This window comes from Agarivorans sp. Toyoura001 (assembly GCF_005405585.1).
In the GTDB taxonomy this organism is placed as follows: Bacteria; Pseudomonadota; Gammaproteobacteria; order Enterobacterales; family Celerinatantimonadaceae; genus Agarivorans.
This window is the reverse complement of record NZ_BJEQ01000012.1, coordinates 94,507-119,919: the sequence shown is the minus strand read 5'-3', so window position 1 is coordinate 119,919 and position 25,413 is coordinate 94,507. Positions and strand designations below refer to the sequence as shown.

Sequence of the window (25,413 nt, the reverse complement as noted above, 5' to 3'; positions counted from 1 at the left end):
CTTAATATAACTATAAAACAGCAGGTGAAAAACGCCAGTGTTATGTTTAAATAATGTTAACTAAATGTTTATTTTGTCGCTAAGTGATTGAATTAAGCTACAGCGAAAAAATGTTAAATTCAGCGGAGTATTAGAGAGATTGATGCACTATCGTGGGCTCTAATCGCCATTACGCAGAGCATAATGGCGATTAGCTTAAATGTTAAAGATGTTGCAGCTCTAAGCGAAGATAAGCAACCAGTAGCTCTGCAAAGCCTTGGTAAAATCCACCCTTACTGACTTTACTTAGCACCTCTAACCATTGTGGTAGCCACGATAACAAGTGTTGTTGAATAAACTCGGCTTGTTGTTGCGGGTTATCATCTTCGCGCATGATGAGATTACCTAGATAATCTAACTGAATGGCAAGATGATCTGCGGGTTCGTTAAATTCAGGATCTACTCGCAGACCTTGTGCAACCAGCAATGCGAGCATTTGCTCGTGCGGCTCTTGATACATCAACTTACTGCTAGATAAATAAATAGACGCGTAAGGTGGTGCACCAACTTTGCTGTCACTCAGAAACTGCTGGCAAAAATCTGCCGCTAATTCCAGCTCTGGGTGTTGCAGCGCCATACATTTAGCAAGACTGTTGTTAACCAACTTCACCGCAGGGCTTAGCTCAGCGGTGTCGGCTAATTGTTTCAATAACTGCGCGCCTTCACCAGTGGTGTAGGCAGCTAATTGTTGCTTATCTAGCTCTTTAGTGAACACCGTAGCAAACCACCAGTAGATGCTGGCACGGGTTTCGTTTTCTTCGCTAATATTTGGCGTTTCTATCATTTACGCCATCTCCTTAGGGCCACCAAAAGAGCTTACAGCAGGCGCTTTACCTTCAAACTTCTCGTATTGCACTAAGCAGGTATTGGCGCTGGTGGCTTGAGCTAATTGTGAGCTACCGATGTCCATGGTTAAGGTATTTGGATCGCCATAGGTATCGAGTGCACCAATGCTCTCATCTACTGGGCCGTACCACGCACCTTCTTGCAAGCGGGCTACACCTTTGGCGTAATCCTCTGATACCACCGCTCCAGCTAATAGCTGACCGCGTTTGTTAAATACACGCACTAAGTCGCCATCGTTAATGCCACGTTTCTTGGCATCTTCTGGATTGATGTACAGTGGCTCTCTGCCTTGAACAGCATAAGTTGCACGGAATTCCTCAGAGTCACACATTTGTGAGTGCAAGCGTTTGTCGGGGTGACAAGACTGCAGCCAAATAGGAAACTCTTCTGAGCCAGGGCCGCCATGAGAGCGTTCGGCTTTTTCAAACCACATTGGGTGGCCTTGGCAGTCGTCATAACCGTAACGATCAATCTTACGGCTGAATATTTCAATAAAGCCTGATGGTGTACCTAAGGCATTAATCTCTGGGTCTTCGCGGAATGCTGCTTGGCGTGTCCAGTTAGGTCCTTTGCCAAAGTCTACCCAGCCTTCTTTCCAGAAGGTCATGAAATCTGGCATATCAAACTTGCCTTTGTTGGCTGCGGCACACTCATCATAGAGTTGTTTAACCCAGTCCATTTCACTCTTACCTTGGGTATATTCTTTGCTTTTGCCAAAACGTTGAGTCAGTAAGGTGAAAATTTCAAAGTCAGTTTTAGATTGGTACAGCGGGTCTACCAGCTTATGCATGGCAATAATGCCGCGGTTACTGTACGAGCCGTATAAATCAATATCGTTACGTTCCCATTGGGTACATGCAGGCAATACGATGTCTGAGAAGCGACAGCTGGCTGTCCAAGTAAAGTCTATCGACACCACGGTTTCTAGCTTATGGAAAGCCTTCTTCATACGGTTGCGATCTTGGTGGTGATGCCAAGGGTTACATCCTGAGAACACCATCATTTTTATATCGGGTAAGGTTATTTTAGCGCCGTTAGCATTAATCACTTTGCCCGGCTCCAGAATCGCATCAATCCAGCGTGCTACCGGAATGGTGCTGCTATAACCTTTGAAATCTTGGTTCATATGAACCCGTTCATTAGGCTTGTCTGGATTACGCGGGAAGGCACCTGGGCTGGCTGCACCAGTAGAGGGTACACCAATTGAGCTGTAATGGTGAGCGTAAGACACGCCGCCACCCGGTAAGCCAATTTGGCCTAACATTGCCGCTATTACCGCGCCCATCCAATAAGGTTGTTCGCCGTGTTGTTGGCGTTGAATACACCAGCCAAAAATTAGCTGAGTGCGGTCGCTAGCCAGCAAGCGAGCAAACTCGCGAATGTCTTCGGCAGGTACGCCACAAATAGCTTCGGCCCATTCTGGTGTTTTCTCTACCTTGTCTTTGCTCTCACCGGTGACATAAGGAATAAACTCTTCAAACCCTAAGGCATAGGTACTGAGGAATTTTTTGTCGTAAAGCTCTTCGTTGTACAAGGTATGCGCAATCGCCAGCATGAACGGCACGTCGGCCTGCGGGTTCACATATTGTTGCTCACAGTCTAAATACTTTTGAGTTTTAGTGCGCACTGGGTCAACACTAATTACTCTAATTTGTTTGCTGGCGACTTTGTCTTTCAACTGTTCAAGGTATTCGAAAGACTCGTGGGTTTCGCATGCCCAACCTACTTGTAGGTTTTTCACCAAATCGGTGGCCCACAATATGATGGTTTTACTGTTATCGAGGATCAGTGGCCATGAGGTACCCTGTGCGTAAACTTCGGTGGTTCCTAGTACGTAAGGCATAATGGTTTGCCCTGCACCGGTCGAGTAGTCACCCACTTTGTTTACCGAGAAGCCGTGCATGGATACCGCGCGCTGCATGTGGTTACCACAGGAGTGTACTTGTCCCGTTTGGCGCCAGCCGGTTTGGCCAGCATGCAGTGCCCACGGCCCGTAATCTTTTTGCACACGCTCGAGTTCTTGATAAAACAGATCTAATGCTTCATCCCAGGTGACTCGAATAAAGCGATTGTCACCACGCTGAGTGGTGTCACTTTTATTACGTTTTAGGTACCAGTCGTAGCGCACCATTGGGTAACGAATACGTGATGGGCTATAGATGATTCCCTTAATGCCGTTAAGCATATCGGTAGGGTATTTATCAGCTTCAAATGCTTTAATCTCTTGCACTTTACCGCCATACACTCGAGCTCTAAATGCGCCCCAGTGAGAGCCTGATACTTTCCAAGTACCAGCTGTTTCAGCGGCGGCTGCATCGTTAGCTACTGCCAATAAACTTGGGCCGATCAAAGTACTAGCGCTGGTGGCTAAGATGCCTTTGAGAAAACCGCGACGAGTAATTGCCATGTTAATCTCCTTAATTAGTGGCCAGCGTCAGAAAAATCTGAAGAATGTTTTTGAAGGTATTTTAATACCAGCGCTTGAGTATCGCCGTCTAAATTCACAAACGACAACATGCCGTTGAACATACCTGGCCAGGTATTGGTGTCGAAGTGGTTTTCGGCGGGTTGAGTATGACAAACACTACAGGCGCTATCGTAAGTGGTTTTGGCGAAGGTCCATAAGGTATCGCGAGAATCGGTTAAGGAGCCGTTACGCATCCACAATTCCACTGACACTTTTTGCCAAGGTAAACCGGTTAAATCGTCTTCTTTGGTTTCCCCCTTTGTCATGCTGCCTTCGGCTTGCGCGACTTCTTTGGTCAGGTAACCATCGTTAATGTTCATGGCAAAGTCTTCAAACAATACCCGGCCAAAACCTTTAGTTTTACGCCAAGCATCAATCTCAACTTTAATTGCATCACCTTTAACTTCTAGAATCTTCACTTCAGTGGCAGCGTTTAACTGGCCGGCTTCTTCGTTTAACTCAGAATTAGTGAACAAGGGCAATTGGCGCACGCTAAAGTAGCTTTCGCCCTTTTTGTACCCTGAGGTGGCCATTTCTTCTAGTTTAGCTAAGGTGCCCTCACCAGAGTTCATATTGTCAGGCAGGTGGTGGGCAATGCCTTTATGGCAATCAATACAGCTTTGGTCGCGCTCGGCAGCCATTTTCATTTGTACTTGGGCACGTTCCGACATTGAATCGAAGTCCATGCTGTTGTAGTCGTGACAATTCTTACATTCTAAAGAGTTATTAGCTGTGAACCTGTCCCACTCATGTTGAGCCAGCTCGCCGCGTTTTTCTAAGAATTTTTCACGGGTACTAATGGTGCCAAAAATCTTGCCGTACACTTCTTTTGAAGCCTGCATTTTACGGGCAATTTTGTCAGTCCAATTATGTGGTACGTGACAATCTGGACAGGTGGCGCGTACCCCAGAGTTGTTTTTCCAGTGCACGGTGTCTTGGAGTTCTACATAAACATTGTCGGCCATTTCATGACAGCCAATGCAAAATTCTTCGGTATTGGTTGCCTCTAAAGCGGTGTTAAAACCGCCCCAGAAAATAATACCGGCAACAAAGCCGCCAATAGTCAAAAAACCAAAGCTTAAATGGACGCTTGGTTTGCTCACTATTAACCAAAATTTCTTCAGCATATTTTTCATCGTGGTATCTCACATTACTGCGAATTAGTTCGTTTTCTAAAGTGTATTCTTAGGGCGATTAGCCGTGTCCTGGGGGACCGGTAAGTATTTGCAGCATCCAAACGATAAAGCCATAACCACCGACAAAAGCTACGGCCAAAATAGGAAACAGAATAACTGCGATAAACAGGAATACTTTCCACTCGTCAGACTTACTGGGTTTGTCATCCACGACATTGTTACTAGACATGCAAATGCACTCCTACATTTATGTTATGCATACAATTTAACTTAGTCTTGTTACTTAATTTTGACCAGTTTGTGCTTAGATCTTTGAGCTAACCTGTGGCAAGGATCAACAACACATCAATAGCGATGTTTCACTTTTTCAGGCATTGCGGAAAGTTGCTGGTTAGCAAGGGCGCGTAGTATACCCACTAAGGGAGTAGGGTCAAACATTTCTATCTGCTCAAGTGAATATCCGATAGCTTCAATAGTTGAAAGGCCTTTATCTACCGATGTTTTCCGTATTTTATATTGCCCGCTTGGTGCGCTGGTAAAGTGAAATTGATCTAAATTGTGTAACCATGGATTGAGGTGCCAAAGCCGCTTAGCTTTTCGCCAAGTGCCATCTAAAAAAATGAGGCTAGGTGGGCATGGTGGATCGTTGAGGGGCGGCTCTTGAGTTTTTATTGAGGAAAACACCTCTTCAATAGCTCGGCTTTGTGAACTGGGGTAAATCAAATAAAATCGCTCTGGGTGGGCTAACACTTGCTGTTTAAGCATGGCAAAATCAAGTGGCGTTTCTCCCACCAAAATCTGCGCTTTATTCAGTGCCAAACAAGCCAGTTGAGCGGTGCCTTTGGCGTGTTTTTGCTCACTAGGGTGCTGCAAAATAATCACCGAGTGGTGATGCTCACATGGATTAATGTGCTTACATAAGCAGTGAGTTTGCGGGCGCAAACAACGCTGACAGCGGGCTCGACTCATTTAACGATTTGTCAGTGGCAATAATGAACGCCGAGTATAACCTGCCTAAATAGCCTAGTCACAAAACTCAGCCTGCTGTTGCTTGAGCCAAGCGCTGATATCGTCAGGGCACCGCTGAGCGAGGTGTAAATAGGTAGGTAACTCACCACTAGGCTCTGGCCAGGCTTTAAGTATTCCTTCAGCTAGGCGAGACTCAACACTAATTTGTGGCAGGATTGCCCAGCCTAAGCCCGCTTCTAGGGCATCTAGCAGTAAAGTCTCACCATTAAACAGGTTGTTCTGTTCGGCTTCACGCACGTCAAATAGCTTGAGATGCCCGTCGAACCGTTGCTGATGGTTTACCAACTTAGGATGAGCCACCTTGATTAAGCTCGCGGGTTTCCACTTAAGCGTGTCTACCTGCTGCTTTGACGAGCTGGCAGAGAAACTAAAGTGAACCGGCTGCTGAGAAGTACAGCTAAAGTGCAACTCTAGCAAAGGATCAAAGCGTTGTAGTTGGTTGGCCAACAACGTGAGCCATGGGCTAGGAAACCAGGCTTGAAAGCTAATACTTAAGCTTAAGCTTTTGCCGAGTTGAAGATGACGGCAGTGCCGTTGTAGTTCCTGATAGCGGCTTACAATAAGCTCTGCCTGCTCCACCAACGCGAGGCCAGCACTACTCAGTTGATAGGCCGGATTATGCTGGCTAAACAGTGTGCAATTTAGCTGCTGCTGAAGTGCATCTATCCGTGTCAGTATTTGCTGAGGCGAGCATTGTTGCTGCGCAGCGCATCTGGCTAAGTCGGCATGTTTGGCCAGGCATATAAAAGCGGCAAGTGCTTGTTGCTTAGTATTCTCATCCATCATAAGCACTCAAACCTAATAAATTTAAGCATTGGGCGACTTGGCTATCGTGCTGGCTATTTAGCCACAGTATTTCTATTTCTAATTTTGTGGGGGAAAAGTAATTGCTTAAGTGCAGCTCAATCAAGCTCCCGTTTCTAAAGCTGGACTCCAGCCAATGGCGTGGCGCAAAAGCCCATCCCATACCCAAAACTAATAAATCATGCAGCATTTCTCGGTGGGCCAGTTGCCAGCAATTTACCCGATTAAGCTGTAGCTCGACAGGAAGGTGATTTAAACAAAGCTGACGATGGCGCTGCAGTTGTTCGGCGCAGAGTTGCTGATGTTTACTCAGGCTATGGCGCGCAGCACACGCCAAAGCCAGATTAAGGTTACAGTAACGGCGCGAGTGGGTTTTTGGCGGCTTTTGTTGCTGAGCAACACGCAAGGCGATGTCTATTTCACCGGCACAGAGTTGTTGCTGTAATTGAGCGCTACTGAGTTGCACTAACTTGAGTTGTTGCAGTGGCAGTTCGCTAATAAAGCGTGGGTAGTAATGCAGTAAGCTTTGGCTTGGTACAAACTCATCTAAACCAATAATGATTTGCTGTGGCTGAGGTTTTTCTAATGGGCTTTGCAAGAAATTATCTAACTGCAGTTGCAGTTGTTTAGCGCGTTGGTAGAGCAGCTGACCTTGTGAGTTAAGGTTTGAGTAATCACCATCAAATAGTTTGCAGCTTAGCGATTGCTCAAGGGCGGCAAACACTTTTTTACGGCTGCTGGGGCTACTCGTTTCTGGGTAATGGTGACGTTGCTCGTAGGCATTAACAAACCGGTTGAGCAAATCAATATCCGGTTCTTGCATTCGCCTTCGCCATGATTGCAGTTCTTCTATAAGGCTAGCAGATAATGGCGAAGCGAGCGGTTTTAGAACAGGTAACGAACCCCTGCGCTAGCCTCAAGTTTTACTTCTAAGTCGTCAATCACGTACACAATCGGCTGAATTTCGGCAAAAAAGCGAAATTGCTCAACCACAGTATGCGCGCCAAATACTGCTCGAGCACCCAGCTTGTTATGATGGTGGTCACTCCACTTACCGCCAAAACCATAATAAAAGTGTTCTTGGTCGGGAAAGCCAATGATTTTGTCGCCACTTAGCGAAAATTCGCTAAACCCTAGATTTACGCGAATGTCATCAAATTGGGCACTTAAGCCATTGTCGCTACCTACCATTACACCCACTTCAGGGTTTGCTTGGCTAGATAACGCCACCACACTCAGTAGGCTCACGCCAATTACTGCAATTTTCATAGTCACCTCATTTATTATTTGCTGGGCATTTTAAAGAGGCTTATCAATAAGGTAAACAAAACCGCTGCTGCTTTTATCGGCACCACTGCGCATTTATCGTGACAGCCTAGCTTGTTTGGATATTTGCAGATAAATAGTACTTGTTGAGGGCGAAAATGCGTGCTAAATGTAAGGTAAGTGGTGGCATTTTGTTTGGCTTGCCACCCTTGAGCGCTAGCTATTAATAGTCGTAAGGAGTGCTTATGAGAAGAGAACAAGATTTTGCAAAAACCGGTTTGCTAGGCCGTTACTTGGCAGAAAGAGAACAATTCTTTAAAGGGGCATGCTGCTTTGTTCCTGATTCCCACCAAAACTTAAAAGAGCAGCAACATTGTGCCTTACAACACGCCTATCAACAGTCTTGGATTAACATTTCTGAATTTCAACATTGGTCGCAACAGCTCGATTTGTGATTAGCTACTGTGCTTAGCTCACTTCGCGATGGCTTTAGTGAGTTTTGCTCGGGTAAATCAAAATAGGCAATCGGCAGTTTGATTGCCGCTAGCTGCTGGCGTAAAAACTTATTTAACTGCTGTGGGTTAACGTCCTGTTCGCTACTAATAAACGCCACCGGTCGTTGACCATATTCGCTGTTTTGCTGCGGTACAACTATCGCTTGGTTGATCTGTGGGTGCTGTAACAAGGCCAATTCAATTTCTTCTGGCTGAATGTTTTCGCCTGCGCAAATAAACATATTGTTGCTGCGGCCTAAGGTAAACAGCTGCGCGCCTTCAATACGGCCTAAATCACCGCTGTTAAACCAACCATCGGGGTCGCAAGCGCGTATTATGTCGCCATTTTTCCAGTAGCCTAAAAATAAGGTTTTTCCGCGTAAATAGATTTCACCCTGATGAATCTTAGCGCGCCGGTGCGGCAGCAATTGGTAAGTTGCTTGCCCTAGGCGGTGGTGGCGAGTAGCAATTTGTGAGCTCATTTCGCTACTGCCATAGGAACTATAAACCTGAAAACCGCGACTAATGGCTTCTTCTAATAAGCTATCGTTACACGCTGCGCCGCCAATCAAAATGTGTTTTAGGCTAAGCGCGCTTGCCCAAAATTTGGCTTGTGTGAGCAAACGGTACAGTTGAGTGGGCACCAGCGATACATGGGTGGTTTGGCTTGCTAGCAAGTCGGGGAAAACGCGACCTTTGTTCTGTGCCACTACAATCCGTGCACCGGCTAAAATACAGCGCCATACAATGGCTTGGCCGCCAATATGATACAGCGGTAAAGACAGCAACCATTGGCCGTTTTCATCTAATGGAACAACGGCTTGTGAGCCTAGTGCGCTAAAGAAGTGATTACGCCAACAATGCACCACTGCTTTTGGTGGGCCGCTGCTGCCAGAGGTAAATACCATGCTTTGCGGTAACTCGCTATCGAGTTCTGCTTCGGCGTTAAAGCTTTGTGCTTGATGGGGGTTAAACTCTACGCGCTTGGGTGTTGTTAAACAGAGATCTAAATCGCTCCAATAAAACTGACTATCTACGGTTTCGCTTAAGGCTTGTAATTGGCTGAGCGGGTTATGGTGATTGAGCGGGCAAAAAACATAAGCTAGCTGCAAACTGGCGAGTTGTAATAGCAGCATGCGCAGTGGGTCTTCGCCAAAACAACATACTCGCGAACCTTTGCTGATTCCTTGCATGCGCAATTGCTCAGCGGTAGCACTTACCATGGCATAAAGCTGCTGATAACTAATATGCTGCTCACCAATGCTTAGAGCAATGTGCTTGGGCCTAAGCTGGCTTTGCTGTTGCAGGGGCTGGGTTGACAAAGAATTGATGCTCATAGCGGCATTATGCCGCAAACTGTGAAGTTTGTCGCCGCTGTTGCTATGCGCCAGCGGCGTATCATTACGTAAGAATTAAGCGACTAAGGCACTAATGCCAAACGCACCTGCTAGGCCTGCAATGGTGCGAGTGATTTTTTGCGTATATTGAGATTGTTGAGCTGCCTTACCTAGTGCGAATCCGGCACAAATTAGCGCTACTGAACTGGCAATGAAACCAGCGAAGAACAATTTCATGTCTGCGCCAGCGGGTACCTCGTTACCGTGAGCTGCGCCGTGTAGAGCCGCCACTAAACATACCACTAAACCTACAACACCGGTTGAGCGTGGTAGCACTTTAGCCACTAACACTGCCATTACTAGCAAGGAAATGGCTAAGCCTGTTTCTAGCATTGGTGGTACAAAACCCATGCTTGCCACTACTGCCGCTAGTATTAAAGCAAATACGCTTTGAGCAAGACTAAGTTTTAGCTTTCCGGTTTGGCTAGCCAGTAAACCAATTAGGCTTAAGGCGATAAGGTGGTCAAGGCCTGTTAGGGGGTGTAATAAACCTTCTGACAAACCGTGGTGGTGACCTTCGTGAGCAAAACTCGGTAACGAAAATAGTAAGCCTGCGGCTAAAGTAAGTAGCTTTTTCATGTTTGATATCCTTATAAAATAGTTTAGTTAGCAGCGGCTGGGCTGGTTTCTTCCAGCATGCCTTGCTCAATAATAAAGGTGATGATGTCTTGTAAACCTTTATTGGTTTTTAGGTTACTGAATACAAACGGGCGCTCGCCGCGCATCTTTTTCGCATCGCGATCCATCACTTCAAGCGAGGCACCTACATGCGGTGCTAAGTCAGTTTTATTGATGATTAATAAGTCTGACTTAGTGATGCCTGGGCCGCCTTTGCGGGGAATTTTGTCACCAGCGCTTACATCAATCACGTATAGTGTGAGGTCACTTAACTCAGGACTAAAAGTGGCACTTAGGTTGTCGCCGCCGCTTTCTACTAAGACCAAATCGAGGCCTTTGTGGCGACGGTTAAGCTCGGCAATTGCTGCTAAGTTCATTGAAGCGTCTTCGCGAATAGCAGTATGTGGGCAGCCGCCAGTTTCTACACCCAAAATACGATCTTCTGCTAGGGCATCGTTACGTAACAAAAACTGGGCGTCTTCTTTGGTGTAGATATCGTTAGTCACTACCGCTAAGTTGAAACGATCTTTTAGTTCACGACATAAAGCGGTGAGTAATGCTGTTTTGCCAGAGCCTACTGGGCCGCCAACACCTACGCGTAAGGTTTGTTTAATACTCATTGTTATTCCTCTTATTTGTGGCAGCGCTTAAGAGCGGAACAGCCGACAATACTGGGTTTCGTGTAAGGCGCTGGCCAAGCTTAATGCTGGCAGCGACCCGCTAATTTGGTTAAAAGGTAAGGCTAGCCCTGCTTCTCGTGCTGGTGGCAGTAAGGGCAGTAATTCGCTCAATAGCTTTTGGCAGGCGGTTTGTCCCAAGGGCAGCGTTTTACCTGCCACGGCCAGTTGGTTTTCTAGCCAGGTCCATAGATAGCCGTCGGCCAGTTCATCTAGCTCAACTTGCCAATGAACACCGGCCAAGGCAAACATACTGGTCCAGCTCATGGGTTTATCGCTTAAATGCGCAGTGATGCTCTCATCGAGTTGGCTTAATAAGGTGCGCAATGCGTTGCCCATTTGCACATCTTCTAGCTCCAGCTCAAGCGTTTCGCGACTGGCGATTAGCTCTAGGTTTACGCTTTCAAATTGGGCAAAATCTTTGTCTGCGCACGCTTTATACAGCGCCGCTAACATAGGGATGTCTAAACAAGCCAAGCCCGCGTTTAAACAACCACTTATCCACGCTGCCAGTTGCTCTGGGTTATTCACCCAGCCGTTTTCTATGGCGTATTCCAAACCTTGCGAATAGGCAAAGCCCCCCACTGGCAAGCTTGGGCTAACCAAACGCATGAGTTGCAGTTGCGCCATGCTAGACATTAGTGGCTGTGCGCCGGCAAGTGGCTATGGTAAGCGCCTGTTTCTGGGTCAAAGGGGCCTTGATGCTGCTCCACTCGCAAACCATATAGCTCAACCAAGTCTTGCAATACGTGGTCGGGTTGAAAGCGCACCCAACCTTTGCCTACTTGTAGCGGCGTATGGCGGTTGCCTAAGTGGTAACAGACCTTGGCAAACATTAATGGGTTGTCGCTGTAGGCGGTAGTCACCAGCTCGTCGGCACTTTTAATCTCCACCACTTCGCCATTTTCAGCTTCTAAAAACTGTCCATTTTGCAGCACTTGGCCACGCTCCAAGAAAAAGCCTATGTCTTGCTTATCCTCGGTTTGCGCCTTGATGCGGGCTTTTTTGCGCAGCTCGTAACTCAATACCACCTGGTGATGCACCGGGCCGTGGTAGTGATGGAGGGTTTGATACACCTTTAACATTCATTCTCTCCTTAAAATAAAAAGTAACGCTGAGCGAGCGGTAGCTCGGTAGCGGGTTCGCACTCAAGCAATTGACCATCGGCACGCACTTCATAGGTTTGTGAATCAACTTCCATATGCGGCTGATAATGGTTATGCACCATGTCTTGCTTCTTGATGTTGCGGGTATTTTTACAGGCCACTAGGCGACTCGATAAACCTAGGGTCTCATCAATTTTTGCATCTATGGCGGCTTGGCTAACAAAGGTGACGCGAGTTTCGGTCATGGCTTTGCCATAGGCACCAAACATTGGGCGGTAGTGCACCGGTTGTGGTGTAGGAATAGACGCATTAGGGTCGCCCATTGGCGCCGCAGCAATCGCCCCACCTTTAATAATTAATGAGGGCTTAGCGCCAAAAAAGGCTGGCTTCCACAATACTAAATCGGCTAATTTCCCCACTTCAACCGAACCTACTTCATGGGCGATGCCATGAGTAATTGCCGGGTTGATAGTGTATTTGGCGATATAACGTTTAGCGCGAAAGTTATCACAACCAATGTCTTTATCTTCTGGCAACAAACCACGCTGTACTTTCATTTTGTGGGCGGTTTGCCAGGTGCGGGTAATCACTTCGCCAACTCGACCCATGGCTTGTGAATCTGAGGCAATCATCGAGAATGCGCCTAAATCATGCAGAATATCTTCAGCGGCAATGGTTTCTTTGCGAATTCGAGAATCCGCAAAAGCCACGTCTTCAGGAATGGCAGGATCAAGGTGATGACACACCATCAACATATCTAAATGCTCATCAACGGTGTTAATGGTATACGGTCGAGTAGGGTTGGTTGACGACGGCAGAACGTTATCTAAACCACAGGCGGTAATAATATCGGGAGCGTGTCCGCCCCCCGCACCTTCGGTGTGATAGGTGTGGATCACGCGGCCTTTAAAGGCTGCAATGGTATCTTCAACAAACCCTGATTCGTTCAAAGTATCGGTATGAATCGCTACTTGAACATCATAGTTCTCGGCCACGCTTAAGCAGTTATCGATAGACATTGGCGTAGTGCCCCAGTCTTCGTGCAGCTTCAAACCCATGGCACCAGCCATGAGTTGCTCTTCAAGCGGGCGCGGCAAACTGGCGTTCCCCTTACCTAGAAAGCCCAAATTCATTGGGAAACTGTCGGCCGATTGAAGCATTTTTCCTAAGTGGAAAGGCCCAGGAGTACAAGTAGTTGCGTTAGTGCCCGTTGCTGGGCCGGTACCGCCACCTAACATGGTGGTAGTACCCGACATTAAGGCTTCTTCTATTTGCTGAGGGCAAATATAGTGAATGTGCGAATCTACGCCGCCAGCGGTAATAATTTGGCCTTCGCCAGCGATGACTTCGGTACCGGCACCAATTTCGATGTCGATATCGTCTTGAATATCTGGGTTACCGGCTTTACCAATGGCTTGAATACGGCCTTCTTTAAGTGCGATATCGGCCTTAACAATGCCCCAGTGATCGAGAATTAACGCGTTGGTGATAACCGTATCAGGCACCATGGCGCAGCTAGCTTGGCTTTGTCCCATGCCATCACGAATCACTTTACCGCCACCAAATTTTACTTCGCTGCCGTATTGGGCGTAGTCTTTTTCTACTTGAATGATCAGTTCGGTATCGCCTAGGCGTACTTTGTCACCTACAGTGGGGCCAAACATTTCGGCGTAGGCGCGTTTATCCATCTTGCTCATGCTTGTTCCTTATCACTTAGTGGGCCCATTACTTCGCCCCTAAATCCGTACACTTCGCGTTTACCGCTTAGCGCGACCAATTCTACTTTGCGGCTTTGGCCAGGTTCAAAACGTACTGCAGTGCCAGCGGCAATGTTTAAGCGAAAACCCAGTGCGGCTTTGCGGTCAAAATGTAAAGCCGGATTCGTTTCGGCAAAATGGTAGTGGGAGCCTACTTGTACTGGGCGGTCACCACTATTGGCTACATCAACGGTGATAGTGGCTAAACCAGGGTTTAGTTCTATCCAACCGTCTTCAACAATCAATTCTCCAGGTATCATTGGTGGTTCCTCTGTGGTGGCCTAAGGGATTGGGTTATGCACGGTGACCAGTTTGGTACCGTCTGGAAAGGTGGCTTCAACTTGAACTTCATGCACCATTTCAGCAATACCATCCATCACCTCATCGCGACTCAATAGGGTGCGCCCCCAACTCATTAGTTCGGCAACACTGCGGCCTTCACGCGCGCCTTCAACAATACTGGCAGAGAGGTAAGCAACCGTTTCTGGGTAGTTGAGTTTTAGCCCTTTGTCTTTGCGTCGCTCGGCGACCAAAAACGCGGTAAACAGCAATAACTTGTCTTTCTCTCTTGGGGTTAATTCCATGTTTGCCTCGTAGTGTTAAAATTAGGTATTCCAAATGCGTGGGCGAACAGCTGCATGCCCTAATGTACGTGGGCGAATCACTGCCCAAGCCGCTTCAAACTCTTCTCGTACTGTTTCTGCGTTGTCGCCGAGGTAGCGCAATATCACTAAACCGCGCACTAAGGTGATGCCAATATCTGGGCAAGCCAGTTGTTCGCGTAGTTCTTCTAGTAGCTGTTTTTGCGCTTGTTCATCTAGCTTATCTACCGTGGCCAACATGCAGGCATAAACATGCTTGCCAGCTAGTGCCGCTGGGTTAGCCGCCGTTTGTGCGTTGTCGATACGAGTGTTTTCAATCAGTAGTGGACGTTGTTCGCGGTAGACTTTAATTGACTGCATTAGCTCGCCATGATCGAAATCTTCGTCACTGGCTTTACGCCCCAAGCAGGTGATTTCCCAGGCGATAAGCTGAGCATCGCCTTGCAACATGAAATGACTGTCGAGGCGCCCCTGGGCGCCATTAAATATAATGGTTTCTGGTGGAAGCCATTCAAGGCTGCTGTTGTCTTGCAGATGAAAACGTTGCTGCTGACACTGTTCTTGGCGGGCTAAGTTAGAGCGGTATAACTTGCCTGAGGCTGGCGTGGTAAGTACCACTTTGCTGCCTTCGAGGCATTCCACATTCATCAGCAATGTATCACCGGCCACTAATCCACCGGGTGGGTGCAATAAATAAACGTGGCAACAGTCGGGTGCACCAAGTTCTGGATGAAAGGGGCGTTGCACCCTTAAAGGGCCAATGCTCTTATTTAGGGTTAAGCGCGTTTTGTTGGCAATGGGGGCAAAACCAAGCTCAAGCTTTGCTAACCAACCTTGTTTGATTGGCACTGCTGCTTTGCTGTGCTGAGTTTGAATAAGCTGGCTCACATTGCTCCTTTAGTTAACTGCTTGTTTTCGGCTGTGTTTCATTAGCTATATACAGCAAGAACTAAACCAGTTTTTTGGCCTTACTAGGGGCGCGGTTTTGTTACATATTGGTGCTTTTATTTGGTTCATTGGTGGATCAATTTGGTGCGAGCGATTCAAGTTAGTGCATCAGTTTGGGGATTATTATCTATTCGATCATTTTGGTGCGTTTTTCTGAGGCTAACGCTCGTAAAGTGTGCAGTTAAAATCTATTGAGCTAAATGTTTATAAATTAACTTGTTGTTATTGCTGTGTTTTTTGTGTTTGGCACAGTCAATGCTGTAGTCCCTTCAGCACTGCATGAGGTACCGCATGCTCTAAAGGACTATAAAAAAATAGGAAATATAGCAATGACACAACATAGCAAATGGAAGAAGTTAGCAACGGTAGCAAGTGGTGTAGCCCTTGCGTTCTCTCTTAACGCAGCGCAAGCCGCTGAAACCATCAAAGTAGGTGTTTTACACTCTTTGTCTGGCACCATGGCGATTAGTGAAACCACACTGAAAGACACTGTGCTTATGATGATTGAAGAGCAAAACAAAAAGGGTGGTTTGTTAGGTAAGAAGTTAGAGCCAGTAGTGGTTGACCCTGCGTCAAATTGGCCTTTGTTTGCTGAGAAAGCACGTGAGCTACTAGACAAAGAACAAGTAGACGTAATTTTTGGTTGCTGGACCTCGGTATCTCGTAAGTCAGTATTACCAGTAATTGAAGAGTTGAACGGTATGTTGTTTTACCCGGTTCAATATGAAGGTGAAGAAAGTTCTAAAAACGTATTCTACACCGGTGCTGCGCCAAACCAGCAAGCGATTCCTGCAGTGGATTACTTAATGGCTGAAGAAGGTGTTGAACGTTGGGTATTAGCGGGAACCGATTATGTTTACCCACGTACCACTAACAAAATTTTAGAAGCTTACCTTAAGTCTAAAGGTGTGGCTGAAGCTGACATCATGATCAATTACACACCGTTTGGTCATTCTGATTGGCAAACCATTGTTTCTGATGTGAAAAAATTTGGTGGTGCTGGTAAGAAAACAGCGGTTGTTTCAACCATTAACGGTGACGCAAACGTACCATTTTATAAAGAGTTAGCTAACCAAGGCATCTCGGCTGAAGACATTCCTGTAGTAGCCTTCTCAGTAGGTGAAGAAGAGTTATCTGGTTTTGATACTGCCCCTCTTGTTGGCCACTTAGCTGCTTGGAACTACTTCCAAAGCGCTGACAGCGAAGCGAACGAATCATTTATTGCTGCTTGGAAAGCTTACACCGGTGACGACAAGCGCGTAACGAACGACCCAATGGAAGCCACTTACATTGGTTTCCAAATGTGGGCCGAAGCGGTTGAGAAAGCTGGTACTACAGATACAGACCCAGTACGTGAAGCAATGTACGGTATCACTGTGCCTAACCTAACTGGCGGTTACGCGGTAATGAACACTAACCACCACCTCACTAAACCAGTTCTTATTGGTGAAATCCAAGCCGACGGTCAATTCGACACAGTATGGCAAACTGCTGGTGGCGTAATTGGTGATGCATGGACTGACCATCTTGAAGAGTCTGGTTTGATTGTAGCTGACTGGACTGCCCCGATTAAGTGCGGCAACTTCAACATTAAAACCGGCCAATGTTCTGGCCAGAACTACTAATTTAGTTCGCGTACACAGTTAAGTGCCGAAAGGCACTTTTTTAAAGGCGCGATCGAAGTGGTTCGGTGGCGCCTTTTTGTATTGAATCAATCAAGAGTAGGGATTGTTTTGAGCATATACATATCTCGTTTCTCTCGCTTTATCGCCAGTGTATTACTCGTATTATGGGTATTACCTGCGGCAGCTAGCGATTGGGAACAGGCAGTGCAGGCCTTAACTGCTAAAAAAAATAATCAAAAACAACAAGCAATCGAACAGCTTATTGCCACAGGTGATAAGCGTAATAGTCTTATTTTTAACAGCTTGCTAGAAGCAAATTTGTACTATCAAAAATCTGATAAGCAAGTGGTTGTGGCGATTAAAGAAGGCAGTCTTTATCGTTTAAGTTCGGTTATAGATGGCGCCGATTTAGGTACAGTTAAAAAATCTAAAATTAAAAAAATTTCGGTTAACAATAAAATTCGTCGCCAATTACGTAATGGCTTGGCGCTAGTGGGTTTAAACGCCGACGATGCAAGCGAACGTATTGCTGCGATCCGCTCGTTAATGAATACCGCATATGCCTCGTATACACCAATTATTGAGCAACGTTTGGTAGCTGAGCAAGACAAAGACGTGATCGCCAAACTAAAAGAAATGCAGGCGATCATTAACTTGCAAGACGGAGATGCAGCAGCAAGAGAAGCAGCAGCTGAACTGCTCGCTGGTAAGCTTGATCCCGCTTCACGAAACGTATTGGTAAAACAGCAATCAGCTGAACAAGACCCGCAGGTTCTGGCTGCCATTGATAAAGCTATCGCCACTAATCAACAACTACTGCAAATTAACACCGTTGCCGAGAATATGTACTTCGGTATTAGTTTGGGTGCAGTGCTGTTACTGGCCGCAGTAGGTTTGGCGATTACCTTTGGTGTGATGGGCGTGATTAATATGGCCCATGGCGAAATGATAATGCTGGGCGCGTACACTACTTATGTGGTTCAACAATTAATGCCTAACAATATTGAATGGTCTCTGCTGGTGGCAATTCCGGCGGCCTTTGTAGTGTCGGGTTTAGTGGGCATTCTTATTGAACGTGGTGTGATTCGCTTTTTGTATGGTCGCCCATTGGAAACCTTGCTGGCGACTTTTGGTTTAAGTTTGGTGCTGCAGCAAGCAGTACGCAGTATTTTTGGCCCCTTAAACCAAGCGGTAATTACTCCGCAATGGATGAGTGGTTCGCTAGAAATAAACGGCGTGTTGTCGCTTACCTATAACCGCTTATACATCATTATTTTCAGTTTTATGGTCGTTGCCACTCTATGGACTATTTTGCGTAAAACCTTCTTTGGTTTGCAAATGCGAGCTGTTACTCAAAACCGCCCAATGGCCAACTCAATGGGGATCCGCTCAAGTTGGGTAGACGCCATGACCTTTGGTTTAGGCTCGGGCATTGCGGGTATCGCAGGCGTAGCCTTAAGTCAGCTTACCAATGTAGGCCCTAACTTAGGTCAAAACTACATTATTGACTCGTTCATGGTGGTGGTATTTGGTGGTGTAGGCAACCTGTTTGGTACCGTGATTGGTGCCCTTACTTTGGGTATTGCCAATAAGCTAATGGAACCTTTTGCTGGGGCAGTATTGGCCAAAATCTTGGTGTTAGTTTTCATCATTCTGTTTATTCAAAAACGTCCTCGAGGCTTGTTTGCCTTGAAAGGCCGTACAGTGGAGGACTAAACCATGCCTAAGTCATTATTAGTTCGATTTTTAGTGAAAGATAAAGTGGGCAACGCGATGTTGCTGGCTTTGTTATTGTCGGCGATTTTAGTGCCGATTATGAGCCTAGCGCTTAGCCCAGAAAACCCAGTGCATTTAAGCTCTTACTGGGTAACCTTACTGGGTAAATACCTGTGTTATGCCTTATTAGCGATAGCGGTAGATTTAGTCTGGGGGTATTGCGGTATTTTGAGTTTGGGACACGGGGCATTTTTTGCCTTAGGTGGTTACGCCATGGGCATGTATTTGATGCGCCAAATTGGCGACCGTGGTGTGTATGCCAACCCAGAGTTACCCGACTTTATGGTGTTCCTAGATTGGTCTGAAATACCGTGGTATTGGATGGGGTTTGATATGTTCCCCTTTGCCATGCTGATGGTGTTTTTAGCACCAGGTATTTTGGCCTTTATCTTTGGTTACTTAGCCTTCCGTTCACGTGTTACTGGGGTATATCTGTCGATTATTACTCAGGCGCTTACTTACGCGCTAATGCTGGCGTTTTTCCGTAACGACATGGGTTTTGGTGGCAACAACGGCTTAACCGATTTTAAAGATATTCTTGGCTTTAGTTTACAAGCCGATACCACACGCGCCGTGCTATTTGCTTTAAGTGCCCTGGCCTTGGCTGGTGCCTATGTCTTGTGTCGCTGGATTGTTAATTCAAAACTAGGTCGAGTGCTTATTGCGGTACGTGATAGCGAAAGCCGTACTCGTTTTATTGGTTATCGGGTAGAGCGCTTTAAGCTATTTGTATTTGTAGTATCGGCCATGTTGGCCGGCGTTGCTGGCGCTTTATATGTGCCGCAAGTAGGCATTATTAACCCCGGCGAATTTGCTCCGCTTAACTCTATTGAAAGCATTGTATGGGTAGCGGTAGGTGGTCGTGGAACCTTATTTGGTGCGGTATTTGGCGCTTTGTTGGTTAACTTTGGTAAGTCTTGGTTTACTGGGGCATTCCCAGAGCTTTGGCTGTTCTTCTTAGGCGCCTTATTTGTGATTACCACGTTGTGGTTACCTAAAGGTGTGGTGGGTTTATATGGCAGCATTAAAGCTAAGCTGCAAGAACGTGCAGCCACTAAAAAGAACGCGGAACTTGCTCAGCTAAAAGCCAGTGAAGAAGCGGCAACCGCAGCTAAAACGGATTCAGCTGACTCGGCAGAAGGAGCAGTAAATGCGTAGTGTACATATTCCTCAAGACACCATTTTGTATGTAGATGGTGTAACCAAAAGCTTTGATGGTTTTAAAGCCTTAAACAGCTTGTCATTGATTCTAGAGCCGGGCCAAATGCGCGCCATTATTGGCCCTAATGGCGCCGGTAAAACCACCATGATGGATGTAATTACTGGGAAACTGCGCCCCGATGAAGGCACGGTATTTTTTAACAACGACATCGACCTTACCCAACATGATGAAGCCGAAATTGCCAACATTGGCATTGGACGTAAGTTTCAAAAACCCTCGGTGATTGAAAACCTCAGCGTATTTGAAAACTTAGAGTTAGCCCTTGCTGGTCGCCGTGGTGTATTTGAATCACTGATCCATAAGTTATCGTCTAACGATAATCAACAAATCAACGACACCTTAGCGCTGATTCGTTTAGCCGATAAACAAGATTGGCTAGCGGGCTCGTTGTCTCATGGGCAAAAACAGTGGTTAGAAATTGGCATGTTAATTATGCAAGAACCGCAGCTATTGCTCATTGACGAGCCTGCCGCAGGCATGACCGACGAAGAAACCGCCCTTACTGCTGAACTGTTTAAGGAGCTGGCTAAAAAGCACTCCTTAGTTGTGGTAGAGCATGATATGGATTTTGTTAAAGCCCTCGATTGCCCAGTAACGGTATTGCATGAAGGCTCGGTATTAGCCCAAGGCACCCTTGAGCAAGTACAGCAAAATCAGCAAGTCATCGAAGTTTACTTAGGGCGTTAGGAGAAGAATTAATGTTAGAACTTTCTCAGGTTGATAGCCAAGTGATTTGTGGTTTGAGCCAGCTTTGCAGTGAGGTAAGCCAATGCTAGAGCTTTCTCAAGTTGATAGTCATTACGGGGCAAGCCAAGCGCTTTACAATGTAGGCCTAAGTGCCGAGCCCGGTAAAATTAGCTGTGTACTAGGGCGTAACGGTGTGGGTAAAACCACCTTGCTTAAAGCCTTAGCTGGCCAGCAAAGTATTAGCGCGGGCAGCATCATGTTTAACGGCAAAGACATAAGCAAAATGTCGGCGGCGCAACGTGCCAAACAAGGTATAGCAATAGTGCCGCAAGGGCGTGAGATTTTTGGCCAACTTACGGTATTAGAAAACCTTAAAACGGGTTTTTCGGTATTGCCAAAATCGGAGCGTTTTATTCCCGATGAAATCTTCCGTTTGTTTCCAGTGTTAAAGCAAATGCTAGCGCGCCGTGGCGGTGATTTGTCAGGTGGCCAACAACAACAGTTAGCCATTGCGCGAGCTTTAATCATGCGCCCTAAGTTGCTGATGTTGGATGAACCCACCGAAGGTATTCAACCCTCAATTATTAAAGACATTCAAAAGGTATTAGCACTACTGCGCGATCGCGGCGAAATGGCGATTGTATTGGTAGAGCAGTACTTTGATTTTGCGGTAGCTTTAGCTGACCACTACACCGTGTTAGATCGCGGCAACGTAGTGTTGCAAGGCAGCAAAGATGAAGTAGATGAAGCCGACGTAAAACGTTGGATGAGCGTTTAAAAAGTTAACTCGCGTTAATGTTATAGCCGCTCACTTGAGCGGCTTTTTTTATATGTTCTGGTAGCTTATTGCTAAATTTCTAACCTTTTTTAACAAAGCGTGTTATCAAGGAGGGTATTAATGTATTGCCAAATTTACTGCTTAATCAATCGATATTTGAAGTCAGCCATTATTGCTTCCATATTTTTACCATCGAAGCTTGTTACTTCAATTTTCGCGTAATCTAGATCAATTGTCCCTTCTTTTATTTCAAATTGGTCTGGGCTCATTCTAGAATTTCCCATTTTTTGATAGAACTGATTCCCTTCAAACTGCCATTTAGTATTATCCTCATCAGGACTACCCATAAACTCAACTACTAGCCACTCTCCCTGTAATGTACTTTCACTTAAGTCGGCTGCATATGCAGAGGTTGATAGGGTCAACGCTATAATAAACTGTGTGATTTTTTTCATTTAAAAGTCCTTTTGTTGATTGAAATATAACAGCTTCTTAATAGGAAAAACGCCTTGTTTAAACAAGGCGTTTTTCCTATTAAGGTTTATTTTAACAATGCAAGAATATCACTTTTTAATATTGCCATCAGCTACCTACGGTATAAAATGATAAATAAATTATTAGTGGTTGGTGGCGAGTTATACAAGTACCTTTGAATACAGGTATTAATAACCCCTGTGCTTTGCCTGCTAACAAATCTAAAGCATGTATTAGAGGGGTAGGCGGTAAAGGGATGATAACAAGTTAACTAAAGCAACTTGAATTTCAGCTTAGGGACTAACATTTTGTTTAGTCTAAATTCTTAACTTTGAGAGTCACACCATCGTTGACTGCTTTTGGTCGTCGTTCACAAGCGCCTGATTTACAGTTTTGCAGGCACATTTTCCACAGAATGGGTTTTGCTTCTGCTTGAATGTCTGACAAGTCGTTAATGCAAATCGCTCCTGAGGCCAGCAGCTGTTGTAGTTTGTCGACCGACAAGCTCATGTGGATTCTAGGTGGTGTTGCCGATTGATGAGCCATAGTCCTCTCCAAACACTTGTTGCGAATAGTTATCATTAACCAGCCTTTAGGTTAGAGCAAGTGTCGGTTTAGTATTTGTTCGAAAATTCTGTTTGGCGTATAAAAAAGGCTTAACAACATAGCTTGTTAAGCCTTTAACTAAGCGGTTTACTTTTGTTGCTTGAGTAGGGTTTTTATCTCTTTTAGTTCTTGCTGTAACTCGCGTAACGAAGGCTCGTTGGTGCCTTCTGCCACACTGTTTTCTTCTCTTACTTTAGCGTGTTCTTGCTCCATTACATTCACCACAATGCCAATTACCATGTTGAGAAAGGCAAAAGCCGAGAGGAAGATAAAGCTTAAGAAGTAACTCCAGCTTAAGGGGTACACCGCCATGGTCTCGTACATTACGTCGGTCCAATCCTCAAAGGTCATTACCCTAAACAGCGTAAGCATTGAGATGGCAATATCGCCCCAAAGATTAGGGTTTATTTGCTCAAACAAGGTGCTACCAATGGCGGCATAAATATAGAAGATGATAAACATTAGCAGCATTACATAACCTAGTTGCGGTAATGCTTTAACCAAAGACGTAAGCAGAATGCGTAACTCGGGAATAATCGACACCATGCGCAGCACCCGAAATACGCGAATTAAACGGCCAATAACCGCTAGTTCAGAGTTTTCTATCGGGACGAGGCTCACCAATACAATCAGCGTATCAAACACATTCCAGAAGTTATTAAAGAAGCGCTTTTTGTGGGGCTCGGCGATAAAGCGAATAGTAAGCTCAATCAGGAAAAACAAGGTGATGAGGTAGTCGAGAATCACCGTTGCTGTAACTACTTGAGGTGGCAGCGGGTAGGTTTTGGCACCAATCAGTAGAGCAGATACCAAGATCACCGAGATAACAAATAGCTCAAACAGCTTGTTACGTTTTAGCCGTTCAAATTGAGTTTGTAATTGATTGCTAGGCTGAGACAAAGGAAAGCAACTCTGTGGTTAAATAAGACTTATTTAGAGTTTGCCTGAAGTATGCCAGCGAACTCAAGCCTTAGATGATGCCAATAGGGATTACTGGTTTAGGGAGGAGCGAAGTAAAAAGTAAGCCAGCAGCCCGAAAAGGCTGCTGGCTTAAGTGGCTTAGTGAGTATCGGCCTCGGTGGCTAACTCATCTTCAGCATCGTTTTTTTGCGCTAAAGCAGCTTGTGCTTTAGGTGCGTCTAAGCTTAATTCGCTGCTGCGATTAGCTAAACGCTCTGGTGCTGATTCTGCTTTCATCTCTAGGTTTGAGCTGTTGTACTCGTCAATCACTTTGCGCTGTTCATCATTCATGGCGGCTGTGCCTGCTCGACCAGTAATGCTGTGCATTAGTTCGTGATGTAACTCGTCGGCTAAGTTCTCGTCGCCATGCATGGTCATAATGTGGCGTGGGAACATTAGATTAGTGTTACCAATACCTGCAAAGGTAGAGCTGATGACACGAGTAACAAACAAGCGTGGCTGAATAGTAGAGGTGAATACGCTGGTTTCTAGGCTGGTGCTGTCGTTATAGCCTTTACCAAAGGTACGGGTATCTTCTTTAACTGTGCCCTTACACTTGAAATAAACCAAGCTTGATTCAAACTGAATCTCACTCCAGAAGGGGTGACTTAGGTTGCTTAGTAAGCGGCCAAAAATACCACATACGGCAGCGGCTGCTAATACTCCTAATACTGAGAAAAAGCTCTCAATACTGATAAGCGCCAACTCTTTACCTTGTTCATTGCTTAAGGCATCGAAATCAATGCCATCAAAGTAATCGGTAAAGGTTGTTACAGGCGTTAGGCTGTAAAACACTAACAAGGTGGCTAGCAGCAATAATGCTTGAGCGATACTGGTGGTAATAATGCGCAGCTTTTTAGCGACGGGCTCATCATTTTTATCCAGTGTTTTAGGCTGGGTTTCCTGAATGACTTCTCCGTCAAATTCACCATTGTTTGGGTTTTGACGAGCACTTAAAGGTTTATATACACGGTTGGGCACTTTCATGTAGCGGCGACGTTCCATCACTTGGTGAGTGAACTCGTTGAAAATGTCCATTGGTCGCGCACCTACTTCACTGGTGCGAGGCAGTTTGTCGGTAATCTCGGTGCTTGGATTGGCTTCTCTGGCACGCAAAGCGGTAAGGCCAAGAACCAGCGCGCAGCTGATAATTGAGAAGACAAAGATCAAACCTAACCAGGTTGAGTTGCTATAACTGTTATAGGCAAGGTTAACCATGTTGGCGACTTCAGCTTCGGCACGGTTCAATAGCTCTGGTGCTAGTTCTACGCCGCGTAAGCTGTCGATAATCGCGGCTTTCATAGTGTCTTCGTATTGAAACAGTTTGTTTAGTAAAGAGTTTACAATGACCGGGACTAAGCTACAGATCACCACCATTTTTACAAAACCCAATGCACTGACGGTTTCAATGCCGCGACCAAGCTGGCGATTAAGCGGTCTGCCTGCTCTAAACCATACTAAGGCGATGTAGCATAACAAGGTGAAAGCAAAAAATGGCATGAGCAAGGTAGCGTTTCCACCCGCTAAACCTACCGAGGTGACAAAGCTTAAAATAGCGAAGATGAATAAGGCGACGAGGGTTTGCGTTAAGGCGCCGGTAATTCGCTGTGCTAGGTTTTGAATTGGGTAAGGCACAAAAGTAATTTTGGGGAACAAGGTGTGCAGTAAGCGCGCCACTAAGCCAACCGGCTCTTTAAAGGTGTAGTTTTTGCTGCCAACCAACATAGATTCTATTTGTTGCTGGTCGTAGGCCACATCTCTTTTTTCTCGGCTGGCGCTATCTTGCTCAGACTTAGCATGGTTAAACGACAGCGAAGTAGGCGCTGAGCGTCCAACGTAAAAGCGCATAACCTGCATTAAGCCGCGGCCTAAGGTCCATAAGCCATTAGCCATTAATAAAAAGCCAATCAGTGCGTAGGTCCAGCCAGTAATAGGGTGGGTTTGCACTGCGCTCGCAACGTTTAGTAGCGCGAGTAAACCAAGAAATGCGGTAATACCACCGCGAATGGCACGCAAGGTACCTTCAAAGCGAAAGGGATTGCGGATCCCTAAATTGAGAGAACCATGTTCAAAAGACATGTTATTTCCTTAATCGATAT

The 25,413-nt window shown here is 45.9% G+C and carries 27 protein-coding genes; 6 read left to right on the top strand and 21 right to left on the bottom strand.

The features are described 5' to 3' along the window. Positions 1-202: 202 nt before the first annotated feature. The 8 genes from torD to FFR00_RS14615 all read right to left on the bottom strand — a co-directional run bounded on the left by torD (position 203) and on the right by FFR00_RS14615 (position 7,590). On the bottom strand, positions 203-823 hold the full coding sequence (gene torD / locus FFR00_RS14650) for a molecular chaperone TorD (protein ID WP_137674162.1): 621 nt from the start codon (positions 821-823) through the stop codon (positions 203-205). Beyond that, complete coding sequence (gene torA, locus FFR00_RS14645; RefSeq protein WP_137674161.1) at positions 824-3,292, bottom strand: trimethylamine-N-oxide reductase TorA; 2,469 nt, start codon at positions 3,290-3,292, stop codon at positions 824-826. A gap of 14 nt (positions 3,293-3,306) precedes the next feature. Next, positions 3,307-4,488 (bottom strand): pentaheme c-type cytochrome TorC, encoded by a 1,182-nt coding sequence (gene torC / locus FFR00_RS14640; RefSeq protein ID WP_137674160.1) that lies wholly within the window; start codon positions 4,486-4,488, stop codon positions 3,307-3,309. Positions 4,489-4,546: 58 nt separating this feature from the next. Beyond that, on the bottom strand, positions 4,547-4,717 hold the full coding sequence (torE, locus tag FFR00_RS14635) for a trimethylamine N-oxide reductase system protein TorE (protein WP_137674159.1): 171 nt from the start codon (positions 4,715-4,717) through the stop codon (positions 4,547-4,549). Positions 4,718-4,833: 116 nt separating this feature from the next. Next, on the bottom strand, positions 4,834-5,457 hold the full coding sequence (locus FFR00_RS14630; protein WP_137674158.1) for a tRNA-uridine aminocarboxypropyltransferase: 624 nt from the start codon (positions 5,455-5,457) through the stop codon (positions 4,834-4,836). A 54-nt stretch (positions 5,458-5,511) separates the two neighbouring features. Beyond that, entirely contained in the window at positions 5,512-6,303 is a 792-nt protein-coding gene (locus tag FFR00_RS14625; protein ID WP_137674157.1) for a LysR family transcriptional regulator, read from the bottom strand. After that, positions 6,293-7,144, bottom strand: a complete 852-nt coding sequence (locus FFR00_RS14620; protein WP_137674156.1) for a LysR family transcriptional regulator — start codon at positions 7,142-7,144, stop codon at positions 6,293-6,295. The genes FFR00_RS14625 and FFR00_RS14620 overlap by 11 nt, the downstream gene beginning before the upstream one ends. 62 nt (positions 7,145-7,206) lie before the next feature. Further along, the gene (locus tag FFR00_RS14615; RefSeq protein WP_137674155.1) at positions 7,207-7,590 is read right to left on the bottom strand and encodes a hypothetical protein; all 384 of its coding nucleotides are present in this window, start codon (positions 7,588-7,590) and stop codon (positions 7,207-7,209) included. A gap of 242 nt (positions 7,591-7,832) precedes the next feature. Here FFR00_RS14615 and FFR00_RS14610 point away from each other — a divergent pair, with 242 nt between their 5' ends. Further along, positions 7,833-8,042: a hypothetical protein gene (locus tag FFR00_RS14610; protein WP_137674154.1), complete on the top strand. Its 210-nt coding sequence runs from the start codon at positions 7,833-7,835 to the stop codon at positions 8,040-8,042. Here FFR00_RS14610 and menE read toward each other — a convergent pair. The 9 genes from menE to FFR00_RS14565 all read right to left on the bottom strand — a co-directional run bounded on the left by menE (position 8,012) and on the right by FFR00_RS14565 (position 15,126). Beyond that, complete coding sequence (menE, locus tag FFR00_RS14605; protein ID WP_137674153.1) at positions 8,012-9,418, bottom strand: o-succinylbenzoate--CoA ligase; 1,407 nt, start codon at positions 9,416-9,418, stop codon at positions 8,012-8,014. The genes FFR00_RS14610 and menE overlap by 31 nt on opposite strands. Positions 9,419-9,493: 75 nt before the next feature. Further along, positions 9,494-10,057, bottom strand: a complete 564-nt coding sequence (locus FFR00_RS14600; RefSeq protein ID WP_137674152.1) for a HupE/UreJ family protein — start codon at positions 10,055-10,057, stop codon at positions 9,494-9,496. Between the two features lie 23 nt (positions 10,058-10,080). Next, the gene (gene ureG, locus FFR00_RS14595; protein ID WP_137674151.1) at positions 10,081-10,716 is read right to left on the bottom strand and encodes an urease accessory protein UreG; all 636 of its coding nucleotides are present in this window, start codon (positions 10,714-10,716) and stop codon (positions 10,081-10,083) included. 27 nt (positions 10,717-10,743) lie between these two features. Continuing rightward, a complete protein-coding gene (locus FFR00_RS14590) occupies positions 10,744-11,412 on the bottom strand; it encodes an urease accessory protein UreF (protein ID WP_137674150.1) in 669 nt (222 codons plus the stop codon). Further along, positions 11,412-11,858, bottom strand: coding sequence for an urease accessory protein UreE (gene ureE / locus FFR00_RS14585; protein WP_137674149.1), 447 nt, complete (start codon positions 11,856-11,858; stop codon positions 11,412-11,414). Before ureE ends, FFR00_RS14590 begins: the two co-directional genes overlap by 1 nt. Before the next feature lie 11 nt (positions 11,859-11,869). Continuing rightward, positions 11,870-13,576 (bottom strand): urease subunit alpha, encoded by a 1,707-nt coding sequence (ureC, locus tag FFR00_RS14580; protein WP_137674148.1) that lies wholly within the window; start codon positions 13,574-13,576, stop codon positions 11,870-11,872. Continuing rightward, positions 13,573-13,896 carry an urease subunit beta gene (locus tag FFR00_RS14575; RefSeq protein ID WP_137674147.1) on the bottom strand — a complete coding sequence of 108 codons (324 nt, stop codon included), beginning with the start codon at positions 13,894-13,896 and terminating at the stop codon, positions 13,573-13,575. The genes ureC and FFR00_RS14575 overlap by 4 nt, the downstream gene beginning before the upstream one ends. Before the next feature lie 21 nt (positions 13,897-13,917). Beyond that, positions 13,918-14,220 (bottom strand): urease subunit gamma, encoded by a 303-nt coding sequence (gene ureA / locus FFR00_RS14570; protein ID WP_137674146.1) that lies wholly within the window; start codon positions 14,218-14,220, stop codon positions 13,918-13,920. A 21-nt stretch (positions 14,221-14,241) separates the two neighbouring features. Then, positions 14,242-15,126, bottom strand: a complete 885-nt coding sequence (locus tag FFR00_RS14565; RefSeq protein ID WP_137674145.1) for an urease accessory protein UreD — start codon at positions 15,124-15,126, stop codon at positions 14,242-14,244. A gap of 389 nt (positions 15,127-15,515) precedes the next feature. On the opposite strand from FFR00_RS14565, the gene urtA reads away from it, so the two are divergent. The 5 genes from urtA (at position 15,516) to urtE (ending at position 21,274) form a co-directional block, all read left to right on the top strand. Further along, positions 15,516-16,811, top strand: coding sequence for an urea ABC transporter substrate-binding protein (urtA, locus tag FFR00_RS14560; RefSeq protein WP_137674144.1), 1,296 nt, complete (start codon positions 15,516-15,518; stop codon positions 16,809-16,811). A 108-nt stretch (positions 16,812-16,919) separates the two neighbouring features. Beyond that, positions 16,920-18,527: an urea ABC transporter permease subunit UrtB gene (urtB, locus tag FFR00_RS14555; protein ID WP_137674143.1), complete on the top strand. Its 1,608-nt coding sequence runs from the start codon at positions 16,920-16,922 to the stop codon at positions 18,525-18,527. A 3-nt stretch (positions 18,528-18,530) separates the two neighbouring features. Further along, positions 18,531-19,745: an urea ABC transporter permease subunit UrtC gene (urtC, locus tag FFR00_RS14550; protein WP_137674142.1), complete on the top strand. Its 1,215-nt coding sequence runs from the start codon at positions 18,531-18,533 to the stop codon at positions 19,743-19,745. Then, positions 19,738-20,496, top strand: a complete 759-nt coding sequence (gene urtD / locus FFR00_RS14545; protein WP_137674141.1) for an urea ABC transporter ATP-binding protein UrtD — start codon at positions 19,738-19,740, stop codon at positions 20,494-20,496. Before urtC ends, urtD begins: the two co-directional genes overlap by 8 nt. An 82-nt stretch (positions 20,497-20,578) precedes the next feature. Then, positions 20,579-21,274 carry an urea ABC transporter ATP-binding subunit UrtE gene (urtE, locus tag FFR00_RS14540; protein WP_137674140.1) on the top strand — a complete coding sequence of 232 codons (696 nt, stop codon included), beginning with the start codon at positions 20,579-20,581 and terminating at the stop codon, positions 21,272-21,274. 134 nt (positions 21,275-21,408) lie between these two features. Here urtE and FFR00_RS14535 read toward each other — a convergent pair whose 3' ends face one another. The 4 genes from FFR00_RS14535 to FFR00_RS14520 all read right to left on the bottom strand — a co-directional run bounded on the left by FFR00_RS14535 (position 21,409) and on the right by FFR00_RS14520 (position 25,393). Then, complete coding sequence (locus tag FFR00_RS14535) at positions 21,409-21,729, bottom strand: hypothetical protein (RefSeq protein WP_137674139.1); 321 nt, start codon at positions 21,727-21,729, stop codon at positions 21,409-21,411. Between the two features lie 331 nt (positions 21,730-22,060). Further along, positions 22,061-22,294, bottom strand: coding sequence for a hypothetical protein (locus FFR00_RS14530; protein WP_137674138.1), 234 nt, complete (start codon positions 22,292-22,294; stop codon positions 22,061-22,063). A gap of 147 nt (positions 22,295-22,441) precedes the next feature. Next, positions 22,442-23,254 (bottom strand): ion transporter, encoded by an 813-nt coding sequence (locus tag FFR00_RS14525; RefSeq protein ID WP_137674137.1) that lies wholly within the window; start codon positions 23,252-23,254, stop codon positions 22,442-22,444. 159 nt (positions 23,255-23,413) lie between these two features. Next, positions 23,414-25,393, bottom strand: coding sequence for a hypothetical protein (locus FFR00_RS14520; RefSeq protein WP_137674136.1), 1,980 nt, complete (start codon positions 25,391-25,393; stop codon positions 23,414-23,416). Between the last annotated feature and the right edge of the window lie 20 nt (positions 25,394-25,413).

What these genes read in the sequence shown, in the direction of transcription:
- FFR00_RS14575 (WP_137674147.1), bottom strand. Translation starts at nt 13,896, where the DNA reads ATGATACCTGGAGAATTGATTGTTGAAGACGGTTGGATAGAACTAAAC.
- urtD (WP_137674141.1), top strand. Translation starts at nt 19,738, where the DNA reads ATGCGTAGTGTACATATTCCTCAAGACACCATTTTGTATGTAGATGGT.
- urtA (WP_137674144.1), top strand. Translation starts at nt 15,516, where the DNA reads ATGACACAACATAGCAAATGGAAGAAGTTAGCAACGGTAGCAAGTGGT.
- menE (WP_137674153.1), bottom strand. Translation starts at nt 9,418, where the DNA reads ATGAGCATCAATTCTTTGTCAACCCAGCCCCTGCAACAGCAAAGCCAG.
- FFR00_RS14615 (WP_137674155.1), bottom strand. Translation starts at nt 7,590, where the DNA reads ATGAAAATTGCAGTAATTGGCGTGAGCCTACTGAGTGTGGTGGCGTTA.
- torA (WP_137674161.1), bottom strand. Translation starts at nt 3,292, where the DNA reads ATGGCAATTACTCGTCGCGGTTTTCTCAAAGGCATCTTAGCCACCAGC.
- FFR00_RS14535 (WP_137674139.1), bottom strand. Translation starts at nt 21,729, where the DNA reads ATGAAAAAAATCACACAGTTTATTATAGCGTTGACCCTATCAACCTCT.
- FFR00_RS14620 (WP_137674156.1), bottom strand. Translation starts at nt 7,144, where the DNA reads ATGCAAGAACCGGATATTGATTTGCTCAACCGGTTTGTTAATGCCTAC.
- FFR00_RS14630 (WP_137674158.1), bottom strand. Translation starts at nt 5,457, where the DNA reads ATGAGTCGAGCCCGCTGTCAGCGTTGTTTGCGCCCGCAAACTCACTGC.
- torE (WP_137674159.1), bottom strand. Translation starts at nt 4,717, where the DNA reads ATGTCTAGTAACAATGTCGTGGATGACAAACCCAGTAAGTCTGACGAG.
- urtC (WP_137674142.1), top strand. Translation starts at nt 18,531, where the DNA reads ATGCCTAAGTCATTATTAGTTCGATTTTTAGTGAAAGATAAAGTGGGC.
- ureG (WP_137674151.1), bottom strand. Translation starts at nt 10,716, where the DNA reads ATGAGTATTAAACAAACCTTACGCGTAGGTGTTGGCGGCCCAGTAGGC.
- FFR00_RS14530 (WP_137674138.1), bottom strand. Translation starts at nt 22,294, where the DNA reads ATGGCTCATCAATCGGCAACACCACCTAGAATCCACATGAGCTTGTCG.
- torD (WP_137674162.1), bottom strand. Translation starts at nt 823, where the DNA reads ATGATAGAAACGCCAAATATTAGCGAAGAAAACGAAACCCGTGCCAGC.
- FFR00_RS14520 (WP_137674136.1), bottom strand. Translation starts at nt 25,393, where the DNA reads ATGTCTTTTGAACATGGTTCTCTCAATTTAGGGATCCGCAATCCCTTT.
- ureA (WP_137674146.1), bottom strand. Translation starts at nt 14,220, where the DNA reads ATGGAATTAACCCCAAGAGAGAAAGACAAGTTATTGCTGTTTACCGCG.
- FFR00_RS14600 (WP_137674152.1), bottom strand. Translation starts at nt 10,057, where the DNA reads ATGAAAAAGCTACTTACTTTAGCCGCAGGCTTACTATTTTCGTTACCG.
- FFR00_RS14610 (WP_137674154.1), top strand. Translation starts at nt 7,833, where the DNA reads ATGAGAAGAGAACAAGATTTTGCAAAAACCGGTTTGCTAGGCCGTTAC.
- FFR00_RS14625 (WP_137674157.1), bottom strand. Translation starts at nt 6,303, where the DNA reads ATGATGGATGAGAATACTAAGCAACAAGCACTTGCCGCTTTTATATGC.
- urtE (WP_137674140.1), top strand. Translation starts at nt 20,579, where the DNA reads ATGCTAGAGCTTTCTCAAGTTGATAGTCATTACGGGGCAAGCCAAGCG.
- ureC (WP_137674148.1), bottom strand. Translation starts at nt 13,576, where the DNA reads ATGAGCAAGATGGATAAACGCGCCTACGCCGAAATGTTTGGCCCCACT.
- FFR00_RS14590 (WP_137674150.1), bottom strand. Translation starts at nt 11,412, where the DNA reads ATGTCTAGCATGGCGCAACTGCAACTCATGCGTTTGGTTAGCCCAAGC.
- ureE (WP_137674149.1), bottom strand. Translation starts at nt 11,858, where the DNA reads ATGTTAAAGGTGTATCAAACCCTCCATCACTACCACGGCCCGGTGCAT.
- torC (WP_137674160.1), bottom strand. Translation starts at nt 4,488, where the DNA reads ATGAAAAATATGCTGAAGAAATTTTGGTTAATAGTGAGCAAACCAAGC.